The sequence below is a fragment of the Pseudolabrys sp. genome, from assembly GCF_035943735.1.
Taxonomy (GTDB): domain Bacteria; phylum Pseudomonadota; class Alphaproteobacteria; order Rhizobiales; family Xanthobacteraceae; genus Pseudolabrys.
Genome location: NZ_DASZBV010000016.1, coordinates 518,374 through 540,843 on the forward strand (window position 1 = coordinate 518,374; position 22,470 = coordinate 540,843).

The 22,470-nt window shown below is 66.1% G+C and carries 25 protein-coding genes; 8 read left to right on the forward strand and 17 right to left on the reverse strand.

What is annotated here, in order from left to right; all coding sequences use genetic code 11:
• Window positions 1-2 precede the first annotated feature (2 nt).
• On the reverse strand, window positions 3-260 hold the full coding sequence (locus VGV41_RS10940) for a DUF3551 domain-containing protein (protein ID WP_326863850.1): 258 nt from the start codon (window positions 258-260) through the stop codon (window positions 3-5).
• A gap of 279 nt (window positions 261-539) precedes the next feature.
• Here VGV41_RS10940 and VGV41_RS10945 point away from each other — a divergent pair, with 279 nt between their 5' ends.
• Window positions 540-1,520 (forward strand): MBL fold metallo-hydrolase, encoded by a 981-nt coding sequence (locus VGV41_RS10945; protein ID WP_326863851.1) that lies wholly within the window; start codon window positions 540-542, stop codon window positions 1,518-1,520.
• A 43-nt stretch (window positions 1,521-1,563) separates the two neighbouring features.
• On the opposite strand, the gene VGV41_RS10950 is transcribed toward VGV41_RS10945, so the two are convergent.
• Window positions 1,564-1,992: a DUF1003 domain-containing protein gene (locus tag VGV41_RS10950; RefSeq protein WP_326863852.1), complete on the reverse strand. Its 429-nt coding sequence runs from the start codon at window positions 1,990-1,992 to the stop codon at window positions 1,564-1,566.
• Window positions 1,993-2,117: 125 nt separating this feature from the next.
• On the opposite strand from VGV41_RS10950, the gene VGV41_RS10955 reads away from it, so the two are divergent.
• The 3 genes from VGV41_RS10955 to dctP (VGV41_RS10965) all read left to right on the forward strand — a co-directional run bounded on the left by VGV41_RS10955 (window position 2,118) and on the right by dctP (VGV41_RS10965) (window position 4,808).
• Entirely contained in the window at window positions 2,118-2,393 is a 276-nt protein-coding gene (locus VGV41_RS10955) for a hypothetical protein (protein ID WP_326863853.1), read from the forward strand.
• A 302-nt stretch (window positions 2,394-2,695) separates the two neighbouring features.
• Window positions 2,696-3,730: a TRAP transporter substrate-binding protein DctP gene (gene dctP, locus VGV41_RS10960; RefSeq protein ID WP_326863854.1), complete on the forward strand. Its 1,035-nt coding sequence runs from the start codon at window positions 2,696-2,698 to the stop codon at window positions 3,728-3,730.
• Window positions 3,731-3,860: 130 nt separating this feature from the next.
• Complete coding sequence (gene dctP / locus VGV41_RS10965) at window positions 3,861-4,808, forward strand: TRAP transporter substrate-binding protein DctP (protein ID WP_326863855.1); 948 nt, start codon at window positions 3,861-3,863, stop codon at window positions 4,806-4,808.
• A gap of 4 nt (window positions 4,809-4,812) precedes the next feature.
• Here dctP (VGV41_RS10965) and VGV41_RS10970 read toward each other — a convergent pair whose 3' ends face one another.
• The 4 genes from VGV41_RS10970 to VGV41_RS10985 form a co-directional block, all read right to left on the reverse strand.
• Entirely contained in the window at window positions 4,813-5,112 is a 300-nt protein-coding gene (locus VGV41_RS10970; protein ID WP_326863856.1) for a hypothetical protein, read from the reverse strand.
• Between the two features lie 165 nt (window positions 5,113-5,277).
• Window positions 5,278-5,505, reverse strand: coding sequence for a hypothetical protein (locus tag VGV41_RS10975; protein ID WP_326863857.1), 228 nt, complete (start codon window positions 5,503-5,505; stop codon window positions 5,278-5,280).
• A gap of 20 nt (window positions 5,506-5,525) precedes the next feature.
• Entirely contained in the window at window positions 5,526-5,714 is a 189-nt protein-coding gene (locus tag VGV41_RS10980) for a hypothetical protein (RefSeq protein WP_326863858.1), read from the reverse strand.
• A 28-nt stretch (window positions 5,715-5,742) separates the two neighbouring features.
• Window positions 5,743-5,916 (reverse strand): hypothetical protein, encoded by a 174-nt coding sequence (locus VGV41_RS10985; protein ID WP_326863859.1) that lies wholly within the window; start codon window positions 5,914-5,916, stop codon window positions 5,743-5,745.
• Window positions 5,917-6,173: 257 nt separating this feature from the next.
• On the opposite strand from VGV41_RS10985, the gene VGV41_RS10990 reads away from it, so the two are divergent.
• The gene (locus VGV41_RS10990) at window positions 6,174-7,301 is read left to right on the forward strand and encodes a helix-turn-helix transcriptional regulator (protein WP_326863860.1); all 1,128 of its coding nucleotides are present in this window, start codon (window positions 6,174-6,176) and stop codon (window positions 7,299-7,301) included.
• Window positions 7,298-7,777 (forward strand): hypothetical protein, encoded by a 480-nt coding sequence (locus tag VGV41_RS10995; RefSeq protein ID WP_326863861.1) that lies wholly within the window; start codon window positions 7,298-7,300, stop codon window positions 7,775-7,777. The genes VGV41_RS10990 and VGV41_RS10995 overlap by 4 nt, the downstream gene beginning before the upstream one ends.
• A 7-nt stretch (window positions 7,778-7,784) precedes the next feature.
• Here VGV41_RS10995 and VGV41_RS11000 read toward each other — a convergent pair whose 3' ends face one another.
• Together VGV41_RS11000 and nirK are read right to left on the reverse strand one after the other, a co-directional pair.
• Window positions 7,785-8,603 carry a formylglycine-generating enzyme family protein gene (locus VGV41_RS11000; RefSeq protein WP_326863862.1) on the reverse strand — a complete coding sequence of 273 codons (819 nt, stop codon included), beginning with the start codon at window positions 8,601-8,603 and terminating at the stop codon, window positions 7,785-7,787.
• Window positions 8,604-8,655: 52 nt separating this feature from the next.
• Window positions 8,656-9,792 (reverse strand): copper-containing nitrite reductase, encoded by a 1,137-nt coding sequence (gene nirK, locus VGV41_RS11005; protein WP_326863863.1) that lies wholly within the window; start codon window positions 9,790-9,792, stop codon window positions 8,656-8,658.
• 193 nt (window positions 9,793-9,985) lie between these two features.
• Between nirK and VGV41_RS11010 the strand changes: the two genes are divergently transcribed.
• Entirely contained in the window at window positions 9,986-10,198 is a 213-nt protein-coding gene (locus VGV41_RS11010) for a DUF1858 domain-containing protein (protein WP_326863864.1), read from the forward strand.
• A 22-nt stretch (window positions 10,199-10,220) separates the two neighbouring features.
• On the opposite strand, the gene VGV41_RS11015 is transcribed toward VGV41_RS11010, so the two are convergent.
• Window positions 10,221-10,910, reverse strand: coding sequence for a Crp/Fnr family transcriptional regulator (locus VGV41_RS11015; protein WP_326863865.1), 690 nt, complete (start codon window positions 10,908-10,910; stop codon window positions 10,221-10,223).
• A gap of 236 nt (window positions 10,911-11,146) precedes the next feature.
• Between VGV41_RS11015 and VGV41_RS11020 the strand changes: the two genes are divergently transcribed.
• Entirely contained in the window at window positions 11,147-12,118 is a 972-nt protein-coding gene (locus tag VGV41_RS11020; protein WP_326863866.1) for a tripartite tricarboxylate transporter substrate binding protein, read from the forward strand.
• A gap of 21 nt (window positions 12,119-12,139) precedes the next feature.
• Here VGV41_RS11020 and VGV41_RS11025 read toward each other — a convergent pair whose 3' ends face one another.
• The 8 genes from VGV41_RS11025 to VGV41_RS11060 all read right to left on the reverse strand — a co-directional run bounded on the left by VGV41_RS11025 (window position 12,140) and on the right by VGV41_RS11060 (window position 22,456).
• A complete protein-coding gene (locus VGV41_RS11025; protein ID WP_326863867.1) occupies window positions 12,140-12,958 on the reverse strand; it encodes an amidohydrolase family protein in 819 nt (272 codons plus the stop codon).
• 12 nt (window positions 12,959-12,970) lie between these two features.
• Complete coding sequence (locus VGV41_RS11030) at window positions 12,971-13,918, reverse strand: Bug family tripartite tricarboxylate transporter substrate binding protein (protein ID WP_326863868.1); 948 nt, start codon at window positions 13,916-13,918, stop codon at window positions 12,971-12,973.
• A 241-nt stretch (window positions 13,919-14,159) separates the two neighbouring features.
• Window positions 14,160-14,885, reverse strand: coding sequence for a LuxR family transcriptional regulator (locus VGV41_RS11035; protein ID WP_326863913.1), 726 nt, complete (start codon window positions 14,883-14,885; stop codon window positions 14,160-14,162).
• 249 nt (window positions 14,886-15,134) lie between these two features.
• The gene (locus VGV41_RS11040) at window positions 15,135-16,142 is read right to left on the reverse strand and encodes an ABC transporter substrate-binding protein (RefSeq protein ID WP_326863869.1); all 1,008 of its coding nucleotides are present in this window, start codon (window positions 16,140-16,142) and stop codon (window positions 15,135-15,137) included.
• A 153-nt stretch (window positions 16,143-16,295) separates the two neighbouring features.
• A complete protein-coding gene (locus VGV41_RS11045) occupies window positions 16,296-18,533 on the reverse strand; it encodes a fused MFS/spermidine synthase (protein WP_326863870.1) in 2,238 nt (745 codons plus the stop codon).
• Between the two features lie 206 nt (window positions 18,534-18,739).
• Window positions 18,740-20,041 (reverse strand): oxalate/formate MFS antiporter, encoded by a 1,302-nt coding sequence (gene oxlT / locus VGV41_RS11050; protein WP_326863871.1) that lies wholly within the window; start codon window positions 20,039-20,041, stop codon window positions 18,740-18,742.
• Between the two features lie 361 nt (window positions 20,042-20,402).
• Window positions 20,403-21,080 carry an outer membrane protein gene (locus tag VGV41_RS11055; RefSeq protein WP_326863872.1) on the reverse strand — a complete coding sequence of 226 codons (678 nt, stop codon included), beginning with the start codon at window positions 21,078-21,080 and terminating at the stop codon, window positions 20,403-20,405.
• Window positions 21,081-21,298: 218 nt separating this feature from the next.
• Complete coding sequence (locus VGV41_RS11060; protein ID WP_326863873.1) at window positions 21,299-22,456, reverse strand: CynX/NimT family MFS transporter; 1,158 nt, start codon at window positions 22,454-22,456, stop codon at window positions 21,299-21,301.
• Window positions 22,457-22,470 lie beyond the last annotated feature (14 nt).

The following is a 22,470-nucleotide window of genomic DNA, read 5'->3' on the forward strand; positions in this document are numbered from 1 at the left end:
GCTCAGCGCCAACGGCCACGCTCGCGGGGACGTGCCTCGCCGCTGGTGTACGGACGGCCGTCATAGAATTGATTGGGCACGCAGAAGCCGCCGATGCCGCTGACGGTGGCCATGCACTGGCCATAGGTGACGAAGCCGCAGTTCCTGCCGGAGTCGCCGGTACTGTACTCCGCGCACCAGCGGTACGGATCGGCGTGCGAGATGGTGGGCACGGCGGTCGCGAGCGTCACGCCGGCGGCCATGAGAGCAATAAGGCGCATCGAAAGTCTCCTGTTGTCATCCTATCGGGTGAGCGACAACGCCCGGATCATACGCGAGTTCGCGACCGGACGAGAGCCCTTGCACGGACCCGGAATTGACACACGGCAAGGACGGCGGGGCGAGGCGAGCCTTCGCGCCTTCGCCCAAGAGTGACGATTTGGCTATTGCGGTGTGAGGCCGTTCGAATTGGCCATCCGCCCGGCTCCGGCGATGATTGAGCGGCCAATGAAGCCGACGCTCGTCGCCAGCCAACAATCGACACCCGGGAGGACCAATCCATGCACGGCAAACAGTTTTCGCTCGATCGCAGACAACTGCTGATCGGAAGTTCCGCGCTCGCGCTCGGCGCCGCGCAGCTCGGCGCGATGCCCGCCTTTGCCAGCGCGCCCCTCGTGCATACGCGGGCGCCGGCCTTCTACCGCTTCGAACTCGGCGCATTCGAAGCGACAATCATCTCAGACGGGCCGCTCAATTTCCCGACCAAGATCTTCCGCGGCCTCCCCGACGCCGACATACAGCAGATGCTGGTCGCCGACTTCCTGCCCGCCGCGACGGTGCGGATGGAGCAGAACATCCTGGTGATCAACACCGGCGAGAAGCTGATCATGATCGATACCGGCATCCTGTCGATGAAGGCGGCGAATTCGACAGCGGGCCGCATCCTCACCAGCCTCGGCGAGGCCGGCATCAAGCCGGAGTCGATCGACGCCATCGTGCTCAGCCATCCGCATATCGATCACGCCGGCGGCATCATGACGCCGGACGGCAAGACGCGGCTGTTTCCGAATGCGCAGATCTATACGACCGAGGCCGACTTCAGATTCTGGACCAACGAGAAGCTGCTCGGCACGCCGGCGCAGGCCTCGGTGCGTACCGCGCTCAAGAACCTGCTGCCGAACAAGGACCGGCTGGTCATGTACAAGGACGGACAGGAGATATTCCCCGGCATCCACGCGATGGCGACGCCCGGCCACACCGTCGGCCACAGCTCGTTCATGATCCAGTCGAACGGGCAATCGCTGTTCTATACCGGCGACGTCGTGCTGCACGAGATCATGATGGAGAATCCGAAGGTAGCGGTCTCGTTCGACACCGATTCGGACAAAGGCGTCGAGACGCGCATGCGCGTGCTCGACATGCTGGCGCACGACAAGGTGCAGGCGCTCATCTTCCACATGGCCTGGCCGGGGGTCGGCCATGTCGTGAAGGCCGGCTCCGGCTATCGCTTCGTGCCGACGCCCGTCCTTCCGGTGCTCTAGCCGCGGCGGGCATCAGCGCTCGAGGGCCAGTCTGCGACGCCGGCTATGACGGGCTTCGTGCCGGCGTCCGCCCTTCCAGCAATTCGAGAATGCGGTCGAGCTTGTTGACCTCGAGCTGCGCCAGGCTCTTTTGCAATTCCTCGATGCGCCGCTCGGCCTCGACATTGGTCCGGTAGTCCTCTTCCGCCTGATGGCGGTCGCGGTCGGCCTGCCGGTTCTGGCTGATCATGATAAAGGGCGCCGCATAAGCCGCCTGGAACGACAGCGCCAGGTTGAGCAGGATGAAGGGGTACGGATCCCAGTGCTGCATCCAGGCGATGAGATTGAGCACGATCCACACCGCGAGGATGATCGACTGCACGATGATGAAGGTCCACGAGCCCATCGTCGTAGCGACGCCGTCGGCGATGCGCTGGCCCGTCGTCAGCTCGGCGGCATGAGTGGCATGCCAGTTCTTCCATTTTTCGGACATTGCAAGCGATCCCCCATTGCCCCGCGCGCACTGTCGTCCTGATTCCGGGAGGCCGGCAAGCCCGGGGGCACGCTTTAAGGAACCCGAAACGCGATTCGCGCTTTTCCAGTTTTTGGAGGCACGACATGGCACAAGCAGCCTGGAAACGTCCCGGATCGCCGATCGGCAGGAAGGGTCGCCGCAAAGCCAATCCCAAATACAAGCGCCGTTCGCGCGAGCGCTGGACGACGCAGGAAGTGCGGCAGCTTCGCTCGCTGGCGCGCGGCAACACGCCGACCGGCGTGATCAGCCTGAAGCTGCAGCGGCCGCCGGCCGCGATCCGCAGCAAGGCGCAGCGCGAGGGCATCTCGCTCAAGCCTGCGAACCGCTCCCCGTACAATCGGCGCAAGCGCGCGCGCTAGAGAGCGTCGCGCACGCCTTCTAACGTCCGACGGCCCGGACGCCCCTCGCATTGGTCACCGCGCGGGACTCACCATACCTCGGATCGGTTGACCGGATGACGCGGCGCGCGAGTGGGATGCTTGCGCATCGCGGCACCGTGACGATCGGACCCGCTCACAAGCCGATCGCCGACGGCTCCGCCGGCCAAGGATAGTTCGATCCTACCACCAGGACAGATTTATTAGCGTCCGTTGATCAAGCGCAAAGCCTTGACGCGCCGGTCGCGTGCCAATTCGCGCGTCGATCGCAGTGGACGTGGCATATGCACGCGCAATACCGCTCATGGGCGACGGCACTTCGGCTTATCGCCCTCGCCGTCATACTCATTCTCGCGCCCGCCCACGGCTGGGCCGAGCCGGTCGTCTTGAAATTGTCGTTCTTTACATCGGACCGTTCCACCGTCTACGAATGTCACGTCAAGCCTTTCGTCGACGCCGTCAATGCCGATGGCGCCGGAATTATCCAAATTCATGTCTATTTCAGCGGAGCGATCAGCGCATCGCAGCCGGAACAGCCCAAGCTGGTTCTCTCGGGGGCGGCGGACATGGCGCTCATCGTTCCGGGCCGAACGCCCGAGAATTTCCCCGATTCCTTTGTTTTTGCGCTTCCCGGTCTGTTCAGGAACGATGAAGAAGCGTCGTTGGCCTTCACCCGGCTCGTCGAAGACAACGCATTGCAAGGCTACAGCCGCTTTTTCGTGGTCGGCGCCCACGTCTCCGTCGCCGAAAACATCCACAGCCGCAAGCCAATCGCGACAATTTCCGATCTCAAGGGCCAGAGATTGCGTGTCAACAATGAGGTGGAGGCCGATGTCTTGAAACGGCTCGGCGCCGTGCCGGTGGTCTTGCCGCTCAATCGCGCAATGGACTCACTCAGCGAGGGGACTATCGACGGCGTCGTGGTGGACCCGTCCGTGCTCGCGGAGTTCGGCTTCAGCCGTCTCGCGCAGAACCATTATTTGCTCGGCCTTGGCGCCGCCCCCTTGGCGCTCGTGATGAACCGCGAAAAGTTCACCAGCCTGCCGCCGCGCGCGCAGGAGATCATCCGCAAATACAGCGGAGACTGGTCTGCGAAGCAAAAGGCAGCCTGCTCTGGCGCAAAAGCCCGCGAAGTCATCGCGCAGTTGCGCGCGGCGCCACGCCGTGCGGTCATCGACCCATCGCCGGCCGATCTTGCGACCGCACGCGCCGCCTACGATGCGGCGATCCAGGCATGGACAGCCGCGAGCCCGCACAATCGCGAACTGATAGACAAGGTGACGGCCGCGCTCGCAACGCTGCGCAAGAACGGCAACTGAAGGATCGAGGCCCGCGATGAGCGCGCTTGCGACAGCTCGAACCCGCCGCCGTCCGGCCGGCCGCGGATGCGCGAGGGCCTCGGTTTGGCTCGGCACGCTGGCGATCGCACAGTTACTCGCGATCGCGGCTATGGCCCAGCCGGCGCGTCTCAAGCTCGCGTTCTACCAGGACCAGGATACCGCGGTTTATCAGTACGCAATCAAGCCGTTCGTGGACTCGATCAACGCGGAAGGGACGGGGTTGCTGGCCATCGACGTCTATCCCGATGGCAAGTTGGCCGCTGCCCTTGCCGAGCAACCGCGCCTCGTCCTCGATGGCGCTGCGGATATCGCTTTCGTCATCCCGGGGCAGACGCCGTACCGGTTCCCCGACAACAAGCTGCTCGAATTGCCCGGGCTTTTCCACGACCTGCGCGAGGGCACTTTCGCCTATACGCGGCTCGTCGGCGCCGGCAAGCTGCGCGGATACGAAAACTTCTTCGTCATCGGCGCCTACACGACCAGCGCGAACACCATCCACAGCCGCAAGCCGATCGCCTCGCTCGAGGCGCTGAAGGGGCAGAAGATCCGCGCCAACAACGAGATCGAGGCAGCCGTACTCGAAGGTCTCGGCGCCACGCCCACGGTGCTGCCCGTGCCGCAGATCGCCGAGACGATCAGGAAGGGCGGCCTCGACGGCGCCGCATTGGCGCCGACCGCCATCGTCGATTATCACATCGCGATGCTGACGCCGCACCATTATCTCCTGCGAAGCGGCGTCAATCCACTGGCGCTGGTCATGAACCGCAAGAAATTCGAGAGCCTGCCGGCGACGGCGCAGGCCCTTATTCGCAAGTACGCCGGAGAATACGCCGCCAAAATGTGGGTCGATACCTACGGCCGCAACGAGCAGGACATCTTTGCGGCGATCAAAGCCGATCCCCGGCAGCAGATGGTCGAACCTTCAGCCGCCGACGCCGAGATCGCGCGCGGCGTCTTCCAATCCGTCATCGCATCGTGGACGGCGGAAAGCCCGCGCAATTCCGAGCTGCTGAAGGACGTGCAGGCGGAGCTGGCAAAACTGCGTTTGTCGAAATAGGCGGTCAGGGAACAGCCTCGTCGTCGACCTGGCGCTCGATGCTGCGCCTGAGCTCGAGCAAATCGCTCATGCAGCCGAGGTAAGCTGCGCTGCCCTCGGCAAATCCCCAGCGCTTGCAGTAGAGCGCGTCCGCCTGCTCCCGCGCGTTGGCGCGCGCCGCCTCGGCCTCGGCCCGGTACCGTGGCATTTGCGGCACGATGACGAACGCGCAGAAAATGGCAAAGCCCACCAGGCCAGCCCACAGCGCCAGGTTGACCTGGTCGTAGATACGACGGACGGTGGTTTTCGCGCGCGAGCCTGCCATTATCATTTCAGCTTAGCGACGCAGTCGCAGCCGGCCGTCAACCGAACGGTTGATGGCGCTGGCAGACCGGCGGAACGCTGGCACCGGCTGATCGTCGAAAGATATCTTGGCGCGAGCTGAAGAGATCCGGTGCGGTCCGCGACCGGGCACCGTCGGATGTCCGCGTTAATCGGTCTGGCTCCTGCTCGAGCCGCGTATCAGCAGCGCAATCAGGCCGCTGGGCATGACCAGGATGAGCACAGCTCCGGTGCGGTCACAGCAGAACCAGTCGATGAAGACAGCGGCTGCGATCGCGGCCGCACCGATCACCCCGCAGGACAGATCGAAGGCCCTGTTTGAGCGTCGCGACGGGCGCGCCTGCCCCCATGTCGCGACTGGCAGACGAATCGGCACGCCGGACCTCCTGCTGAAATTCAGGGCGAGACGAAAGACATCGAGTTGAGCGCCCACGCAAGGCCGATGCCGATGAGCGAGAGCCCGCCGACAATAAGGATGCCACCGGCGCACTCCAATTGCGCCACGCGCCCGACATAGCGCTCGGCGAGCAACGCCAGCACAATTCCGGCCACCAGCAGCGACAGTCCCGCGCTTCCGAGAATCATGGGCGCTTCCTTGCTGCGAACGCCGGCATCACCGCAGACCCGCCAGATTGAACGCACAGGCGAAGGCCGGGCTTTGCATCGCCAGCAGCGCGCTGACGACGCCCACCATGGCCGCTCCGACAATCAGGAGAAGCTCATCGCGCACGACGAAGAAGCGTTCCGCCCGCCTCCGCCCGATGGCCACAGCAAGATCCGTCGGCATGACAATTCCCCCCGGGGCGCGCCGCGCTTCTCGGGGCTCTCTTCGCAGGACGGCCGCCGGGCGTCGTCAACCGAACGGTTGAGGGGCAAGGCCGCGCGAATTGGAGTTAAAGGCGGCTCGATACCGAGACTTTTTTCACACAATTGCACCGAGCCCGGCGCGCTTGTGCAGGCCTGCGGTTGCGGTACATTTGCATACCGCATCGACGGCCCGAACGGACCAATGCGGCCGTTTTCCGGACTGCATCGATCGACACAATGGGCGACACCGGACCGACTGAGCCGCTTCTGGACGGCATCTACGATGCTGCCGTCGACCGCACGCGCTGGCCTCGCATACTTGGCGAGCTGGCTGCGCATTTCAGCAGCGGCTCGGCGCATCTTTCCTTCGAGAATTTCGAGTCGACGCGCGGCAAGATGATCTCCTCCGGCGCCGATCCTGCCTTCGCGCTGCAATACGGCGAGTATTACGTCACGCGTAACGTGCTGTGGCATGAGTTCGTGCGGCGGCGGCTCTCCATCATCATGTGTGACCGACAGGTCATTCCGAAGGAGAAACTGCGAAAGACCGAATTTTACAACGACTTTCTCGCGCCGCAGGACTGCGACGACCTGCTCATCGCGCCGATCACTCGCGAGGAGGAATGCGGCAGCACGATCACGCTGTGGCGTTCGCGCCGGGACGATGGCTGGACCGGCAGGGACGTCGCGCGCTTTCGCGGCCTGGTGCCGCATCTGGCCCGCGCCGTCCGGATCGGCGACCACTTTGGGGCGGCGGAAACGATCAATACCTTTTCCGCGGAAGCGCTCTACCGGCTCGGCCGCGGCCTTTTCATCGTCGCCGCCTCGGCGATAGTCCTGTTCGCCAATGGCATCGCAGAAAGTCTGCTTGGCGAACGCGGCGGGCTGAAGCTGCGACAGCAGCGCCTCTCGGTCGAGCATCCTGCGCAAAACCAAGCCTTGCAACAGCTCATCGTTGCCGCGGCCCAGCGCAAGGTTGGCGGGAGCACGATCGTCACGCGCGGCGAAGCCGCGCCGCTCCTCCTCACGGTGATTCCGGTACGCGCGGACAATTGGAGCGCGGTCGGCGGACAGCCGGGCGCGATAGTCGTGACCAAGGAGTTGAACCCCGCCGCACCGCGTCTACTCGACGCGATCAGTCGCCATCACGGCCTCACGCCGGCAGAAACCCGCGTAGCGAGCGAGTTGCTGGTTGGCGACGGCATCGCGGCCGTGGCGCGGCGATTACATATATCGGAAGCAACGGCGCGTACGCATCGCATCCACATTTTTCAGAAAACCGGCGTCCGCCGCCAAGCCGAGCTTGTCCGCTTGATGCTCGAGTGGACGGACGGTCTGCAACTGACCACCGCGTGCAATTCATGAACCTCCGCCTATCCCCCGGCCTTCTCATCGCCGCGGCGCTGGCGAGCGGCATCGCCGCCGCCCGCGCCGACGACATCCGCGCCTGCGAATTCAAGCTCAAGTCGGGCTGCATCGCCGGCGACGCCAAGGTCACGCTCGCCGACGGCAAGGTGCAGCATCTCGAATTCGATATCGTCTGGTGCGGCCTGAAGAAGGACGCTCCCGGTTACAGCTGCATGATCGACGCCTCGCGCAAGGACGATCCGGAGTCCAAATGGTCGGAGAACGGCGGCGCCACGACCATCACCGCGTCGACCGACACCCCGACGCAGCCCGACACCATCAAGGTCACGGTCGGGCGTTTCGTGTCGATCGACTTCTCGCGCGCGCAATCGGGCGGCCGCTGCGGCGCCGGCGCGGAATTGCCGCGCGCGCTCGTCATTCCCGAGAAGGCGGGCCGCCCCTGCCGGGTCTTTCTGTCGCCGGACGAGCAATAAGGCGTCCCTAGAACAGCGACCAGACGGACCTGCTCTCCCGCACCAGGCGGAAGCCGAGATTGCTCGGCGGGACACCGGCTGCGCAACCGCCGGCGCGCGGGTCGCGGATAAAATCGACGACGTAGGCGCGGTGGCGGCCTTCGGCAATCCGCACGCCGCAATTGACCGTGCCGCGGCCCGCCGGCTTGCCGGCCGCGTCGAGCACCGTGCGCGTATAGCAACTGTCGGTCCACTCCCAAACGTTGCCGGCGATATCGACAAGGCCGTTCTCGTTGGCGCCGAAATAGCCGACCGGCTGCGGCCGCGTATCGACCGGCGCCGCCTGCGATTCGCGCGTGTATTGCGCGACCCAGCGCGCCACCGCGTCGGCCTTGCCGAGCGGCGCCTCGTTGGGCGCGCGGTGGCCGGCGGCATAGGTCCATTCCGCGTCGGTCGGCAGCCGGTAGTGCGCACCGGTTCGCTTCGACAGCCAGGCGGCGTACGCCGTGGCGTCGTTGAAGCTCACCATCACCGCGGGAAGGTCCGGATTCGTCTGGCCGTCGGCGAGAGGGACGCAGGCCTTATCAGCAACGCAGCGATTGTATTCGCCGACGCTGACCTCGTGCCTCATGATGGAGACCGGAGCCGACATCTGCACCGTCACGTGCGGCGCGTCGGCCGGCTTGCCGTCGCGCGTGAACTCGCCGGCCGCCCAGTATTGCAGCGCGCCGGACTTGAGCGCGACGAGCGCGGGCGGTTCGATCGTGCCCGCTGCGGCGGCACGCGGCACCATCATGGCCGCGACCAGCACGGCGGCGCCACAGATCGATTTGACGAGGCAGGTCATCGTTCGCCTCCGCCGGCCGGCCCGGTCGGACCGGCCGATGCTGGGTTCGCCGTTACGCCGTCTTGATCGGCGCCGGCGCCTGCACCTGCGTCATCAGGTCGTCGTTCCACTTGCCGTCGACCTTGAAGTGCGCGGTCGCGCCGAGCAGAGCGGCTTCGATCAGGTTGTGGTTCACGTAGGCGTAGACGCCGGGCTGACGGAACGTGTAGAGCGCCGCACCCGCCGAGCCGCCGCGCACGAACCAGGTTTCGAGGTTGGTTTCGGGCGGATTGGAGAACTTGCCGCTTTCCCAGACATAGTCGCCGTGGCCGCCGATCAGGTGCGGACGCGTGTCGCGATTCGCCTGCGAGTGCACGATCAGCACGGTCTCGCCGACATGCGAGGTCATCGCATTTTTGCCGGTGAGCGCGCCCACCTTGCCGTTGAACACGACGTGCGAGGGGACTAGTCCGCGCATCGTCTGCTCCATATCGGGATAGGCTTCGCCGGCCGATTCGTAGGTCTTGAACTTGCCCTTCTCGTCGCGCGGGATATAGAAGTCGCTCTCTCCGACATAATAGACGCGGTCGTAGTGCAACGGCCGGCCCTGGGCGTCCTTGAGGCCGTCGCGCGGCAGCACCATCACCACGCCGCTCATGCCCGAGACCACGTGCCACGGGATCATCGGGCCGCCGGGCGCGCAGTGATAGACGAACACGCCGGGGCGCGTCGCCTTGAAGCGCAGAACCGTCTGCTCGCCGGGATTGATCAAGGTGAGCGCGGCGCCGCCGAGCGCGCCCGTCGCGGCGTGGAAGTCGATGTTGTGCGCCATCGTGTTGGTCGCCGGATTGACCAAAGTGAGCTCGATGTAGTCGCCCTCGTGCACGACCATCAGCGGCGCCGGGATCGAGCCGTTGTAGGTCATCGCATGCATCGTCGTGCCGTCCTCGTCGACGACGATCTTCTTCTCCTCGACGGTCAGCTTGAACTCCTTGATGGCCGGCGGCTGATTGGCGACCTGGTTGTGCGGATGCACGAGCGGCGGCGCCACGAGATTGACCTTCTCACGCCTGAGCGCCACCGGCGGCGCAGTGTCGGCGATGGCGGGAACCCCGGCGGGTGGCACGTTCGTGCCGGAGAGACTGACCAGTCCGGCCGCACCGGCCGCGCCGGCGACGCCGAGCAAGGCAAAACGTCTGCTGATGTTCATGGCAATCCTCGTGCAATGTCTTCTTGAATTCGATGCACGGGTTATGCGGCGGCGGCGCGTGCGCCTCTTTGTGCCGGATCAAATTGTACAGCCGTTGCGGCTCCGTATGAATGCGTAAGGACATGCCGCGAGCGCGCGCGAGCTTGCGCCGGCGCAAAGACGCAACCCGCGCGCCGCCGTTAACGTCTGCGGCATGTCGATAGTAACGCGCCACCGCGAACCCGACCTCAGCCACTCCGTCGACGATATCATGCGGCTGTGGCCGCAGACGATTCGTGTGTTTCTCGATCACCGCATGCGCTGCGTCGGCTGCCCGGTCGGCACGTTCCACAGCATCGAGGACTCGTGCCGCGAGCACGGCGTCGACCTCGACGCCTTCACCGCGGAGCTGCGACGCGCGATCTAGGTAATGTTACGGAGGCGGCCGCCTATTCGCCGGCGAGCTGGAACAGCCGGTGGGGATCGCGCAGCACGATGCGCTGCCGCCCGCCCTCGACCAGGCCGTCGCTCTCCCAGGCGCTGAGGATCCGGCTGACGGTGTGCAGCGTCGTGCCGGTCATCTCGGCGATATCCTGGCGACTGATCGGGAAGTCGATTTCGATGCCGGCCTCGACCTTGCGCCCGGCCTGCTGCACGAGGCGCAGCAGCGCGTGCGCGACGCGGCGCTCGACCTGCTCCGTCGACATCTCGATGACGCGGTTGTGACTCTCCTGCAGGCGCGCTCCGACCGCCTGCAGCGTATTGGCGGCGAGCCCCGGATGCCTTTCGACGAGCCGCGGCCAGGCCGGGGACGGCCAGGTAAGCGCGACGCTCTCGTCCACCGCCGTTGCCGTCGCCGGATAGTGCGAAAGCCCGATGGCCACGGCGACGCCGAAGGTCTCGCCCGGGGTGATGTAGCGCACCACGACCTGCTGGCCCGCCGGTGTGGTCTTGGCGGCGCGCACATGGCCATGCAGCAAAAGGAAAAACGAGTGCGCCTCCTCGCCCTGTGAGAACACGGCGGCATTTTTCGGATAGCGGGCGGAACGGGCCTCGGCGAGCAGCGCATCGAGATCGGCCGGCGCCACGCCGGCGAACAGCGGCATGCCGGCAACGAGGGAACGGTCGATGGAGGCCATGGAACTCCTGGAGGCGATTTCGGTCGCACGGTAGCGACCTGCTTACACCAGCTCAATACGACATGCGAGCATCGCCGCGATGAGCGCACGTGGCGAGGTGCCCGCGCGGCCAACCTGGTCGGCGCACGGGCGCGGCGGCACGGTGCCGGGTGCCCTTTCGCGCTCTGTCAATTGTCGCTACCCTGCAACCGCATTCGCTTTCGGGCGCACGGCCGTGAGGCCGCATTGGGGGGATCATGGCAATCCGTCGCTGGCGGGCACTGTGTTTCGCAGGGGCAGTTGTCGCGGCGATGCTGGCAACGCCGGCGCTGGCGCAATCGGGGCGTCCGGTGCGCATCATCGTGCCCTTCCCGCCCGGCGGCAGCGCCGACCTGCTCGCACGCGTCATCAGCCAGGGTCTCGGCGATCTGTCGCAGCAATCGATCGTGGTCGAGAACCATCCGGGCGCCGGCGCCTCGATCGCCTACGACCTCACCGCGCGCGCGGCGCCGGACGGCAATCTCGTCGTCGTCGGCTCCAACTCGCTGTTGATCAATCCGCTGCTGCGCAAGGTCAGCTACGACTCGCTCACCAGCTTCGCGCCGGTGTGCAATCTTGTCGCCTCGCCGATGATCTTCGTCGTCAATGCCGCCTCGCCCTTCAGGACCATCGGCGACCTGATCGCCGCGGCGCACAACCGGCCCGGCACGCTGACGCTCGGCGCGCTCGGACCGGCGACCACGCAGCACATTGCGTTCGAGAGCTTCAAGCACGTGAGCAAAGCCGACATGATCTTCGTGCCGTTCGCCGGCGGCGCTCCGACCGTCAACGCTCTGCTCGGGCAGCACGTCGATGCGGCGCTGATCAACTATTCGGAAGGCGTCGAGCAGATCAAGGCGGGCAAGCTGCGCGCGCTGGCGACCACGTCGGCGGCGCGCCTCAAGCCGGCACCTGACGTGCCGACGGTCGCCGAGAGCGGCTATCCCGGCTACGCCTCGGACGTCTGGCTCGGCCTCCTCGGGCCGGCAGGTACGCCGCCCGCGCGCGTCGCGCAGCTGACGAAATGGCTGGCCGAGGTCATGAGCCGGCCGGAGATCGAGTCGAAGCTGGAGATGGTCGGGCTCTATCCGACCGTCACCTGCGGCGAGACGTTCGCCGGCTTCCTGCGCGCCAAGAAGGACGAGTACGCGCGTGTCATCCGCGAGGCCAACATCAAGGTCGACAAATAGCCGGCGGAACCGCCGCCCGTCTCATCTCGTGAAATAGAGCTTCAGCGCATTGAGCCCCAGGATCTTCTCGCGGTCCATCGGATCGGTCACCGTATCGGTGAACCAGTCGATCGTGCTCTGGTAGGTCGTCGACTCGACGCCGACGAAGGGGCAATCGCTGCCCCAGACCAGTTTGTCCGCGCCGACACGTCGGATCAGCTCCTTGAGATAAACCGAGGACTTTTCCAGACCGAGCCGGTAGGCGCCCGACGCCTTGACCCAGGTGCGGCCCTTCTCGACCGAACGCACCATGGTCTTGAAGCCCTCGCTGTCGATGCCGCCCTGCGGATCGGGACGGCCGAGATGATCGATGACCAGAGTCGCGCCTGTCTGCTCGAGCAGCGGCACCAGCGCCGGCAGCTCTTTGCCCTCCGCATGCAGATGGATGTGCCAGCCGAGGTCGGCGATGCGGCGGAACGTGCGCCGGTATTCGAACGTGGTGATGTCCGGCATCGTGTCGAGGCCGATCATGTGCAGGCGCACGCCGATGACGCCGTCGCGGGCCATCGCCTCCATGACGTAGCGCTCGACCGTCGGCTGCAGGATGACCGTGCCGCGCAGGCGCGGATTCCGCTTTACGCAGTCGATCAGGTAGTCGTTGTAGTCGAGCCACGGACTCGCCGCGGCCAGAACCGCGAAGCCGACGCCGTGCGCATCGAGGATCTTGAGATAATCCTCGACCGTGAAGTCGTAGGTCGGGGCGTGCCGCGGTCTGTCGCGCAGGGGCATGTCTGCGGTGAAGACGTGTGCGTGCGCGTCCACCATCGGCGAGATACGCGGCTTCGAAGTCCCAGTGCCCATGCGTGTCCTGCCTTATTCCTTCGGAATGCCAGCTTGCGCGATGACGGCCGCCCATTTCTTGCGATCTGCCTCGAAGATGGAGGCCATCTCGCCCGGCGTCGTCGAACGCGCGATCGTGCCCAAGGTCGCAAAGCGTTGCTTGACGCTTGGCATCGCGGTGACCTTGACGACCGCCGCCTGCAGCCTGTCGATGACGGCGGGCGGCGTGCCTGCCGGCGCATAGAGCGCGTTCCAGCCGGTCACGTCGTAATGCTCGACGCCCTGCTCCTTCAGTGTCGGCACGTCGGGCAGAGCGGGGTTGCGCTCGGGCCCGGTCACCGCGATCGGTCGGATGCTCGCATTATGGATGGCGCCGGCGAAGGCCGTATAGGACTCGATCGCCAGGCCGATGTCGCCGCGCATCAGCGCGGTCTGGACCTCCGGCGAGGTGCGGTAGGTGACGATGACCGACTTGATGCCGGTGACAGACTGGAACAGATCGGCCGCGAGATTCTGCGTGCTGCCGGGATTGACGGTGCCGATGTTCAGCGAGCCGGGTTTTTTCCGCGCATCGTCCAGCAGTTCTTTCACCGACTTGTAGGGCGAGTTCACGTTGGTGAACAGGATGAGGTCGAACCAGGCCACCGTCGAGATCGGCGTGAACTGGGTCTGTGGGTTATACGGGAGATGACTGAACAGCGACGTCGCGATCGTCGTGCCATTCGACAGCACGATGAGCGAATAGCCGTCCGGCCCGCCTTTCAGCGCCGCGCTGGCGGCGGCGATGCCGCCGGCGCCGGGATGGTTTTCGATGACGAGCGGCTGGCCAAGCAGGCTCTTCATCTGCTCCGCCGCGATCCGCACGGTCACGTCGGCAAGCCCGCCGGGGCCGAAGGGGACGATGACGTGGATGGGCCGCGACGGATATGCGTCCTCGGCGAAGGCGCCGCGCGCACTTAAGGCGGCGCCGGCGGCGGCCAATGCACCTCCCAGCACGATGCGGCGCGTGGGGCCCGTCCCACGACCGGCGGCGGATCTGTCCCCGTAGCGCATGCTTCCTCCTCGGCGTTCTTCGGCCGCGACCTGGGCGCGCGGTCCGACGTTGTTAGTCGAGAACCGCGCCGAACCCAAGCGCAAGCGAAAGGCGCCGACGGCAGCGCCTGTCAGGTATTCCGATGAGCATTGCGGTATCGGTGGAGCCGCCGCGACTTGCCGGCGCGCCTTACGGCTCGATGATGCGGTCGCGGATGGCGATGGCGACGGCGCGCGTACGGTTGCCGGCGCCGAGCTTGCGCGTCGCGGCGGCGAGGTGCTCCTCGACCGTGCGCTGCGAGATGCCGAGGATCTCGCCCGTCTCCCAGGCCGACTTGCCCTGCGCCGCCCAGGCCAGCACCTCGCGCTCGCGCGGCGTTACGCGCGGCACCTCGTGCGCCGGCGAGAGCAGGCGGCGCACGCGCTCGAAGCCGTACATCGCCATCAGGTGCAGCGCCGGCTTGCTGCGCTTGTTGAGGTCGAGATGCGTGCCGCCGATCGAGACGCAGGCATTGTGCGTGCCGTCGCCGTGCACCGGCACGATGAAGCCGCGCGACATATGGAAATCGCGGGCGCGATTCATCACTTCGGCCGCGCGCGGCTCGTCGTCGGCGTCGAACGGCGCCTCGCACCATTCGAACGGGTTGAACGAGCGGCGGCATTGCCGCGCCACCGGATCGACGCGGATATAGTCGTTGGCGGTGTAAAGGTTGAACCACTCGACCGGCCAGCGCTTGGCCAGCACCACCTGCTCGAAGCGCTCCTGCGGATGCGGCAGACCGGTGACAATGAGGGTACGGAAGCCGAACTGGGCAAAGGCGTTCTCGATCGCGTCCATCGCCGCATCGACGGTCGCGATCCGATCGAGGCTCTCTATGAAATCCAGGGCGTCCTTGCCGTAATCCTCCGCCGCGATCATGCGGTTCCCATTCTTCTTGTCTGATATCGCCCCGGAATGCCGCCACACCGGAGGTATTTTCGTATGCCGATATTGAACACGCGACGAGAAACATCAAGGGGCATTTTTACATTATCGTAATGCCAAATGGCCGGAATGTTTGTCTGCCGGCGGACAGATCCGGACAATCGTCGCAGTTATTGTTTGCATACAAACGAATGAGGCGTCCGCGGGCGGTGTCCATCCCGCGGAAACCACGCGACCGCGCTATTTCGATTTGTCGACCAGCGCCACCGCGTCCTTGTAGATGCTGTTGTCGATCAGCTTGTCGTAGGCGACCGGGGTTTTGCCCGGCTGGATGTTGCCGGTCTTCACCTGACTCGCGATCACGCCCTCGATCTGCTTGCGGTCCATGCCGCCGCCGTCGGCCGGCCAGTAGTCGATCGCCTCGAGCTTTTCCAGCGCGCTCTTCGCCTCCGCCTTGGTGCGGCCGGTAACGGTGGCGATATCTGCGAACTTGTCGGCATTCTTCGGATCCTTCATCCAGCGCGCCGCCGCGATCAGCCCGGCGACGAAGCGGACATAGGGCTCGCGGTCGGCCTTGAGGCGGTCGCTGCGCACCGTGAACAGCACCATGTGGGCTTTTGGGTTGGCCTTGCGGATGCTGGCGACCTCGGTGATCGGCTTGCCGTGCTCCTCCAGCACTGGAATCTCGTCCATGTGCAGCACGCCGTAAGTAAGACGGCCGGAGATCATCGCCTGCTGCGTTGCGGTCGAGGGCAAAGCGACCTGTTTGACCTGGTCCAGCTTGACGCCACAGGGGGCAAGCATGAGGCGCAGCGCCACCACCCGGGCCCCGTTGATGACGTCGACGCCGACGGAGTGCCCTATCACATCCTTGCAGGTCGCTTTCTTCGGATCGGTCGAGGCGAGCAGGAAGTCGGGATGCGGCAGGCCGAAGATGCCGACGTAAGGCACGCCGGCGTTCGACGCCTGCGCCGTGACCTGCGGCGTCGGCGCCATCGCGACATCGACGTCGCCGGAGATCAAAGCGCGCGCCGCGGTCGTGCCCGATTCCATGAATTTCACTTCGACGTCGCCGCCATATTTCTTGAAGAAGCCCATCTTGTCGGCGACGATCGGCAGTGTCGCGGCGAAGATCGGCGGAATGCCCGGCGTGCCGACGATCAATTTCTTCCCGGCGGCGGTAGCGGGTGTGGCCTGCAGCGACGCCATGGCGGCGGCAAGGGCAAGGCCGGCAAGGAGCTTGCGCATTGGTCCATCCTCCCGATTGTTTTTATAGGAGAGGATGTTCGCCATTTTCGCCCCCGCCCGCAAGCGGACAGACGGCCGCATGCGGGTTCCGCCCCCCATTGCTGCCCTGCAGCAAAAGACAATTCTGAGTCGCGACGCGCGCCTGCGCGCGTCTTACCAGCCGAACTGCTTGCGCAGCACCGCGCCAAGAATATTGGAATAATCGTCGGTCCAGGCGGCGACCCGCGGATCGAGCGGCAGCGGCGCCCAGCCCGGCACACGTTCGAGGTCGCGCAACGTGTCCGATGAGGGGACGAGCGCAACGACCTGCGCATTGGTGCGGTAGTCGTAGGGGACGCTGTCGGGCCGCCGGTCGATCTTGCCCTCGGCCGTCAGCCCCTCCTCTCTCGCGATGGCGGCGACGACGTCGGCCAATTCGAGATAGCGGTTGGAGATGTGCAGCACGAGCGCGCCGTGTGGGTCGAGCCTTGACAAGTAGCCCCGGATCGCCTCGCGCGTCAGCAGGTGCACCGGGATCACGTCCGACGAAAAGGCGTCGAGCACGATGAGGTCGTAGGTTTCGTGCGATTGCGCGAGCGTCAGCCGGGCATCGCCCAGCACAATGCGCGCGTCCGGCGCACACGACGTCATGAAATTGAACAGCTTCGGATTCTCGGCGATGGCCACCACCGCCGGATCGATCTCGTAGTAGGTCCAGCGTTCGCCGCCGCGGCGGCTGCAGGCGAGACTCCCCGTACCGAGCCCGACCACCGCCACGCGGCGCAGTCCGCCATGCGCCGCGCGGATCGCGTCGACGCTTTCGGCGAGCGCAGCCCCGGGGTGATAATACGTGAGCGGCTCGGGGCGCGCGCCCGCGAGATCGGCGATGCGTTCGGCGCCGTGCAGAGTCGTGCCGTTGTAGAGCAGCCGGTACTGGCCGTCGGCGGTGTCGATGACCTGATGCACGCCGAAGAAGCTGCGCACCGCGAGCACGCGGTTGAGACCCGGCTGCCACAGCGCGGTGACGACGAAGCCGAGCACCACCAGCGCCGCGAAGCGCGGCGGCCGCTTCCGCTGCAAGAGCATCACCGCCGCCAGCGCGACGAGCGCGATCTGGAACGGCAGTTCTGCGCCCGCCGGCAGATCGAGGCCGAAGCCGAGCCGCGCCACGGCGGCGACGGCCGCGAGCGCCAGCGGCGGAACGATCTCGCGCGCGAGCGCATGTCCGCGCAGCGCGCGCATGCCCGGCACGGCCATGAGCGCGGTCACGATCAGCAGCGGATATTCGAAAGGCAGCGAGAACAGATGCGGCGCGGCGAGCGCGGCGAAGAGGCCGCCGACGACGCCGCCGACCGACATCCAGAGATAGAACTCGGTGAGCTTCGCCGGCTCGGGCCGCCGTCGATACAGTTCGGCGTGGCAGAGCAAGGTCAGCAGCACGAAGGCCGCCAGGTTGAGCACGATCATCGCGAACAAATAGCGCTTGGCGCCGCCAAGCAATCCGATCGCCAGCGGCGCGACGGCGATGGGAACGAGCATCACGACGCTGGTGGTGGAGACCCACGGCCGCTCGCGGAACACGGCGACGAAGGTCAGGAGATAGAGCGCCAGCGGCACCACCCAGAGGAACGGCGCCGAGGCGATGTCGGTGCTGATATAGGACGTGACCGCGATGACGAGCCCGACCGGTACCGCGGCGAGCGCCATCCAGCGCAGTCGCGTCGCCAGAGCCGTCGGCACCGCCGCCGTGGCGGGGGCCGAGCTGTCGACCGGATGGCGCGAGGCCAGCACGCCGGCAATCGCGATCAGCACCGCAAGGACGGCGAAACCCATCGACCACAGCCGCGACTGCTCCCGCAAGGTGAGGAACGGCTCGACCACGACGGGATATGCGAACAGCGCCGCGAAGGATCCGAGATTGGAGGCGGCGTACAGAACGTAAGGATTGCGCGCCTGCGCATGGTCGGTGCCGGCGAACCATCCCTGCAGCAGCGGCGCGCTCGCCGACAGCGCGGCGAAGGGCAGTCCGATCGAGGCCGAGAACAGGCCGATGAGCCACAGCGGGATGCCGTCGCTCGGCGGCGGACCGAACAGCGACGAGATCGCGATCGGCAGCATCGCGCCTGCGCAGGCCAGCAGGCAGAGATGGACGAAGGCGCCGAGCCGCGGCGACAGCTGGCGCACCAGCACATGCGCGTAAGCGTAGCCCGCGAGCAGCGCCGCCTGGAAGAAGACCATGGCGATCGACCAGACGGTGGGCGCGCCGCCGAGGCGCGGCAACACCATCTTGGTGAACATCGGCTGGATCAGGAACAGGAGCAGCGCCGACACGAACAAGGTCGCGGCGTAAAGCGCCGGGACGAGCCGCAGCGTGTTGGTCGCGGCGGGCAGCGCAACGCGTTCGACCGTCATCGGCAGGGCCACGGGCTGGAGGGCATGTTCAGCGCGACGCTACCCTGCGACCGTTAAGCTCCGATTAGTCCGGTCCCGCGAATGATTAAGGAGATATTGCCGGCCGCGATCGGGCCCGGTGGCCACGACCGACTGACATTACAAGCACGCGCATCCGGCGCGTGGCCGCGCGCCGGATGCCGCCTGCGTGTGCCCCCTACCCGCGCTCAGGTCGCAAGCCCGACCCTCTGCGCCTCCGTCTCCGGTGACGATCCCGAGGAGAGGCGGGATTTGATCACCGGCCGCAGAACGAAAAAGCCGAGGAGAGCCGCCACGACGTTCATGCCGCAGCCGACGGCATAAACGGCATGCCAACTGCCGGTCATATGCGTGAGCACGTTGCCGAGCGGCACCAGCAGCGAGGCCACGCCTTTGGCCGTGTACATGATGCCGTAATTGACCGTCACGTAGCGGCGGCCGAAGGCATCGCCCACCGTCGCTGCGAACAGGCTGAAGATGTCGCCCCAGAACAGGAACACGAGCGCGTCGGTGATGATGAACGAGATCGGCGTCGTGCCGAAGAAGCCGAACGCCGCGATGCACAACGCCTCGATGCCGAAGGCGATGCCCATCATGTTGGCGCGGCCGATGTGATCGGAGATCCAGCCGTTCAGTGGCCGTCCGACGCCGTTGGTGATGCTGTGCGCCGTGAGCGCCGCGACGATCGCCGGCGTGGTGATGCCGAAGATGGTCACCAGCGCGTCGGCGATGCCGCGCTCCTTGGCGATCGGCGCGAGTTGCGCCGCCGACATCAGGCCGCCCGCCGCGACCAGGAAGAACATCAGGTACATGATCCAGAAGATCGGCGAGCGCACGGCCTGCGACGGCGGCAGGTCCCGGGTCGACTGCGCGACCTTGATGGTCACCGGCGGGATATCGCTGTCACGCGGCGCGCGGATGAAGTTCGACACCACCACGATGATGACGCCGTAGATAATGGCGAAGACGAGGAACGTATGCTGGTAGCCGCTGGAACTGATCATCGCGCGGATCGGCGCGATGGTAATGGCGGCGCCGGCGCCAAATCCGGCCGCGGTCAGCCCGGCACAGAGACCGCGTTTGTCGGGAAACCACTTCAGCGCGTTGCCGACACAGGTGCCGTACACGGCGCCGCCGGCGAAGCCCGCGATGGCGCCGCCGAGATAGAGCATCCACAAGGACGTCGCCATCGAGTCGATGCCCCACGCGATGAACGTGCACACACCGCCCGCCGCGATCATCCAGCGCGGGCCGATGCGGTCGACGATCGCGCCCTCGAACGGCACCAGCCAGGTTTCGAACAGGATGAAGATCGTGAACGCGATCTGGATCTCGGCCTTGGTCCAGCCGAAGTGGTGCTGGATCGGCAGCACGAACAGCGTCCAGCCGTATTGCAGGTTCGCGACGCTCGCCATGCAGACGATGCCGAGGATGAGCTGGATCCAGCGATTGGGCTTGTTGGCTTGTGCACGAGCGGGCTGTGTCGACATCGGCTGTTCCGTTCTTGTTTGACATCCGGCGATGCACGCCCTCCCTTGGCTGCGCGCGCATCGCCGCTCCCCGAAATATCAATGCAATCGGCCACGTTCCACGCCATTCGCGGCGATCGGCAGCGCGAACACACGCGCCGGCACGCGCTTGTTGCAGCGCAAAGAAGCGGAACAGGCCGCCGGCCCATTGCGGGACGGAGGCTTAAAGGAAGGCGCGTTCTATAAATATCGCAATGCGATATAACTTAGGACATTTTGCCGCACGGCGCCGTTCCGCCTGTGGACAGGCGCGCCGCGCGGCCAACGAAAAACCCCGGGCCGCAGGGCCCGGGGTCTGGAAAGCTGTTGCTGTGCGCGCCGCTTAGAAGCGGTAGTTCAGGCCCGCGCGCACGACGTTGGCGTTGAAGCTGACATTGTCGCTCGAGCCGGCGACGCCCGTGCACGACACGCCGCAGTCGAACTTGCCGAGGTCGACGTAGAGGTATTCGAGCTTGACGCTCCAGTTCGACCACATCGCGTATTCGACGCCGGCGCCGACGGTCCAGCCGACCTTGGTCTTGCTGGCGTCGCCAGCCGCGTCGCTGGCCTTGACGTTGCCGATCGCGGCACCGCCGGTCAGATAGGGCAGCCAGTTGTTCCAGCCCGCATAGCCGAGACGGCCACGCACCGTCGCCAGCCACGGCAGCTTGGTCTCGCACGAGCCGCCGGCGCAGTCGGTCGAGCCCTTCATCGCGGAGTAGTCGGCGTCAGCCTCGAGGCCCCAGACCCAGGTGCCGGTCTGGAAGTTGTAGCCGAGCGTCAGACCGCCGAGGAACCCCTTCGGGCTCGGGCTGACGGCGGGAATATCCCAATTGGACTTGCCGAAGCCGTAGCCGGCGTTCAAGCCCACGTAGAAGCCGGTCCAGTTGGCATAGGCGGGCGCGACGTAAGCGGGCGCCTTGTACGGGCCGCGCGGCAGATCGGCAGCATTTGCAACGAGTGCGGTGGTCATCAGTGCGGCGACGGCAACGCCGGCGCGAAGCAGGAAACTGGTCTTCATAGGTCGGCCCCTTGACTGGTCCTATCGGTTGCAAGCGGGCGAACGCGGTCACCCGTCGGTGTCACATTCGCCGCGCCCCCCGACGGGACGGTCCGCGCATGCACACGCACGTACAGGAATGCCGCCAAACACTTAAAGGGTGGTTAACCTTAACGGCCGGTTCGCGCCGGAGACGTAATCGCGTACGGCTGTGACTCGAAAGCCACAACGCACGCCGGTCAAACGGCGGCCTCGGTGCGGCGCACGGCGCGGAACACGGCCAGCGACAGCGCGGCGCAGGCCAACATCGCCACGGCCAGCCATAGCGGCGCGGCAGCGCTGTGCGAGACGTCGCGCGCAAAGCCGGCAATGCCGGGCGCTATGCCCATGCCGACATAGTAGACGGTAAAGTACACGCCCATCGCCGGCGCGCGGCGCTGAGCCGGCGCCGCCTGCCCCGGCAGCGCCATGATCAGCCCGCCCGGCGGGCCAAAGATCAAGCCGATCGCCGCCAGCAGCGCAGGCGCGCCGCCGACGAAGGGCAGCAGCGCGATCGCCAGCGCGCCAAGCGCGAAGAAGGAGAACATGGTGGTCATCGGATGCCCGGCGCGGTCGGCCAGAAAGGCGCCAAGCGGGATCGCCGGAAGGATCAGCCAGCTCACGAGACTGACCACCGCGCTTGCATGCGCGGCCGTGTCGCCGCCGGCGATCAGCCACGCCGGACCGAACGTGAGCACGAGGATGAGGCCCATATTGTAGAAGGTCCAGACCAGGCCGGCGAGCATGGCGAGCACGAGCTCGCCATGCGCCAGATCGAAGCGCAGTCGCGCGGCCGCGGACGATGTTTGTCGCGAGCGATAGGCGACAGCGACCAGCACGAACGCGACGGCGCTCAGGCCTGCCCCGGCAACCATCGCGGCGTGCCAGGACGCCGCCGCCGCAAGCCGCGGCAGCGTCACCAACGCCAGCGCAATGCCGAGCGGCCAGCTGGTGATCAGCACGCCGAGCGCCGTCACCACCTCGCGACCTTCAAAGGTGTCGGTGGTCATCTTGGTGAGCAGCACGTTCAGCACCACCGCGCCGCAGCCGGACAGGACGCGACCCGCGGTGAGGAGCGTCTCGTCGCCGGACGCCATCATGAGGCCGCCGAGCGTCATCGCCGCTAGCCCGAAGAGGACCATACGCTTGTCGCCGAAGCGCTGCGCCAGCACGCCGCCGGGAATGGCCACCGCCACGCCGGGCAGCAGATAAAGGCCGATGACGGTGCCGAGCGCGGCGTAGCCGATATGAAAGTCCGCGATGACCAGCGGCGCCACCGCCGCCACCGACTGGAACTGAAAGCCCATGACGGTGCGCGCGAAGGTCAGCGCGGCGAGGATCAGCCAGCGGTTGGACATGGCGCCTTCTTTAT

Excerpts from the sequence above, each read along its gene's own strand:
- VGV41_RS11060 (WP_326863873.1), bottom strand. The coding sequence starts at position 22,456 with ATGTCCAACCGCTGGCTGATCCTCGCCGCGCTGACCTTCGCGCGCACC.
- VGV41_RS10995 (WP_326863861.1), top strand. The coding sequence starts at position 7,298 with ATGAACCTCCGCCTATCCCCCGGCCTTCTCATCGCCGCGGCGCTGGCG.
- VGV41_RS11000 (WP_326863862.1), bottom strand. The coding sequence starts at position 8,603 with ATGACCTGCCTCGTCAAATCGATCTGTGGCGCCGCCGTGCTGGTCGCG.
- VGV41_RS11010 (WP_326863864.1), top strand. The coding sequence starts at position 9,986 with ATGTCGATAGTAACGCGCCACCGCGAACCCGACCTCAGCCACTCCGTC.
- VGV41_RS11045 (WP_326863870.1), bottom strand. The coding sequence starts at position 18,533 with ATGACGGTCGAACGCGTTGCGCTGCCCGCCGCGACCAACACGCTGCGG.
- VGV41_RS11055 (WP_326863872.1), bottom strand. The coding sequence starts at position 21,080 with ATGAAGACCAGTTTCCTGCTTCGCGCCGGCGTTGCCGTCGCCGCACTG.
- VGV41_RS10980 (WP_326863858.1), bottom strand. The coding sequence starts at position 5,714 with ATGATTCTCGGAAGCGCGGGACTGTCGCTGCTGGTGGCCGGAATTGTG.
- dctP (WP_326863855.1), top strand. The coding sequence starts at position 3,861 with ATGGCCCAGCCGGCGCGTCTCAAGCTCGCGTTCTACCAGGACCAGGAT.
- VGV41_RS11025 (WP_326863867.1), bottom strand. The coding sequence starts at position 12,958 with ATGGGCACTGGGACTTCGAAGCCGCGTATCTCGCCGATGGTGGACGCG.
- VGV41_RS10945 (WP_326863851.1), top strand. The coding sequence starts at position 540 with ATGCACGGCAAACAGTTTTCGCTCGATCGCAGACAACTGCTGATCGGA.
- VGV41_RS10955 (WP_326863853.1), top strand. The coding sequence starts at position 2,118 with ATGGCACAAGCAGCCTGGAAACGTCCCGGATCGCCGATCGGCAGGAAG.
- VGV41_RS10970 (WP_326863856.1), bottom strand. The coding sequence starts at position 5,112 with ATGGCAGGCTCGCGCGCGAAAACCACCGTCCGTCGTATCTACGACCAG.
- dctP (WP_326863854.1), top strand. The coding sequence starts at position 2,696 with ATGCACGCGCAATACCGCTCATGGGCGACGGCACTTCGGCTTATCGCC.
- VGV41_RS11015 (WP_326863865.1), bottom strand. The coding sequence starts at position 10,910 with ATGGCCTCCATCGACCGTTCCCTCGTTGCCGGCATGCCGCTGTTCGCC.
- VGV41_RS11020 (WP_326863866.1), top strand. The coding sequence starts at position 11,147 with ATGGCAATCCGTCGCTGGCGGGCACTGTGTTTCGCAGGGGCAGTTGTC.
- VGV41_RS11040 (WP_326863869.1), bottom strand. The coding sequence starts at position 16,142 with ATGCGCAAGCTCCTTGCCGGCCTTGCCCTTGCCGCCGCCATGGCGTCG.
- VGV41_RS10950 (WP_326863852.1), bottom strand. The coding sequence starts at position 1,992 with ATGTCCGAAAAATGGAAGAACTGGCATGCCACTCATGCCGCCGAGCTG.
- VGV41_RS10985 (WP_326863859.1), bottom strand. The coding sequence starts at position 5,916 with ATGCCGACGGATCTTGCTGTGGCCATCGGGCGGAGGCGGGCGGAACGC.
- VGV41_RS10940 (WP_326863850.1), bottom strand. The coding sequence starts at position 260 with ATGCGCCTTATTGCTCTCATGGCCGCCGGCGTGACGCTCGCGACCGCC.
- oxlT (WP_326863871.1), bottom strand. The coding sequence starts at position 20,041 with ATGTCGACACAGCCCGCTCGTGCACAAGCCAACAAGCCCAATCGCTGG.
- VGV41_RS10990 (WP_326863860.1), top strand. The coding sequence starts at position 6,174 with ATGGGCGACACCGGACCGACTGAGCCGCTTCTGGACGGCATCTACGAT.
- nirK (WP_326863863.1), bottom strand. The coding sequence starts at position 9,792 with ATGAACATCAGCAGACGTTTTGCCTTGCTCGGCGTCGCCGGCGCGGCC.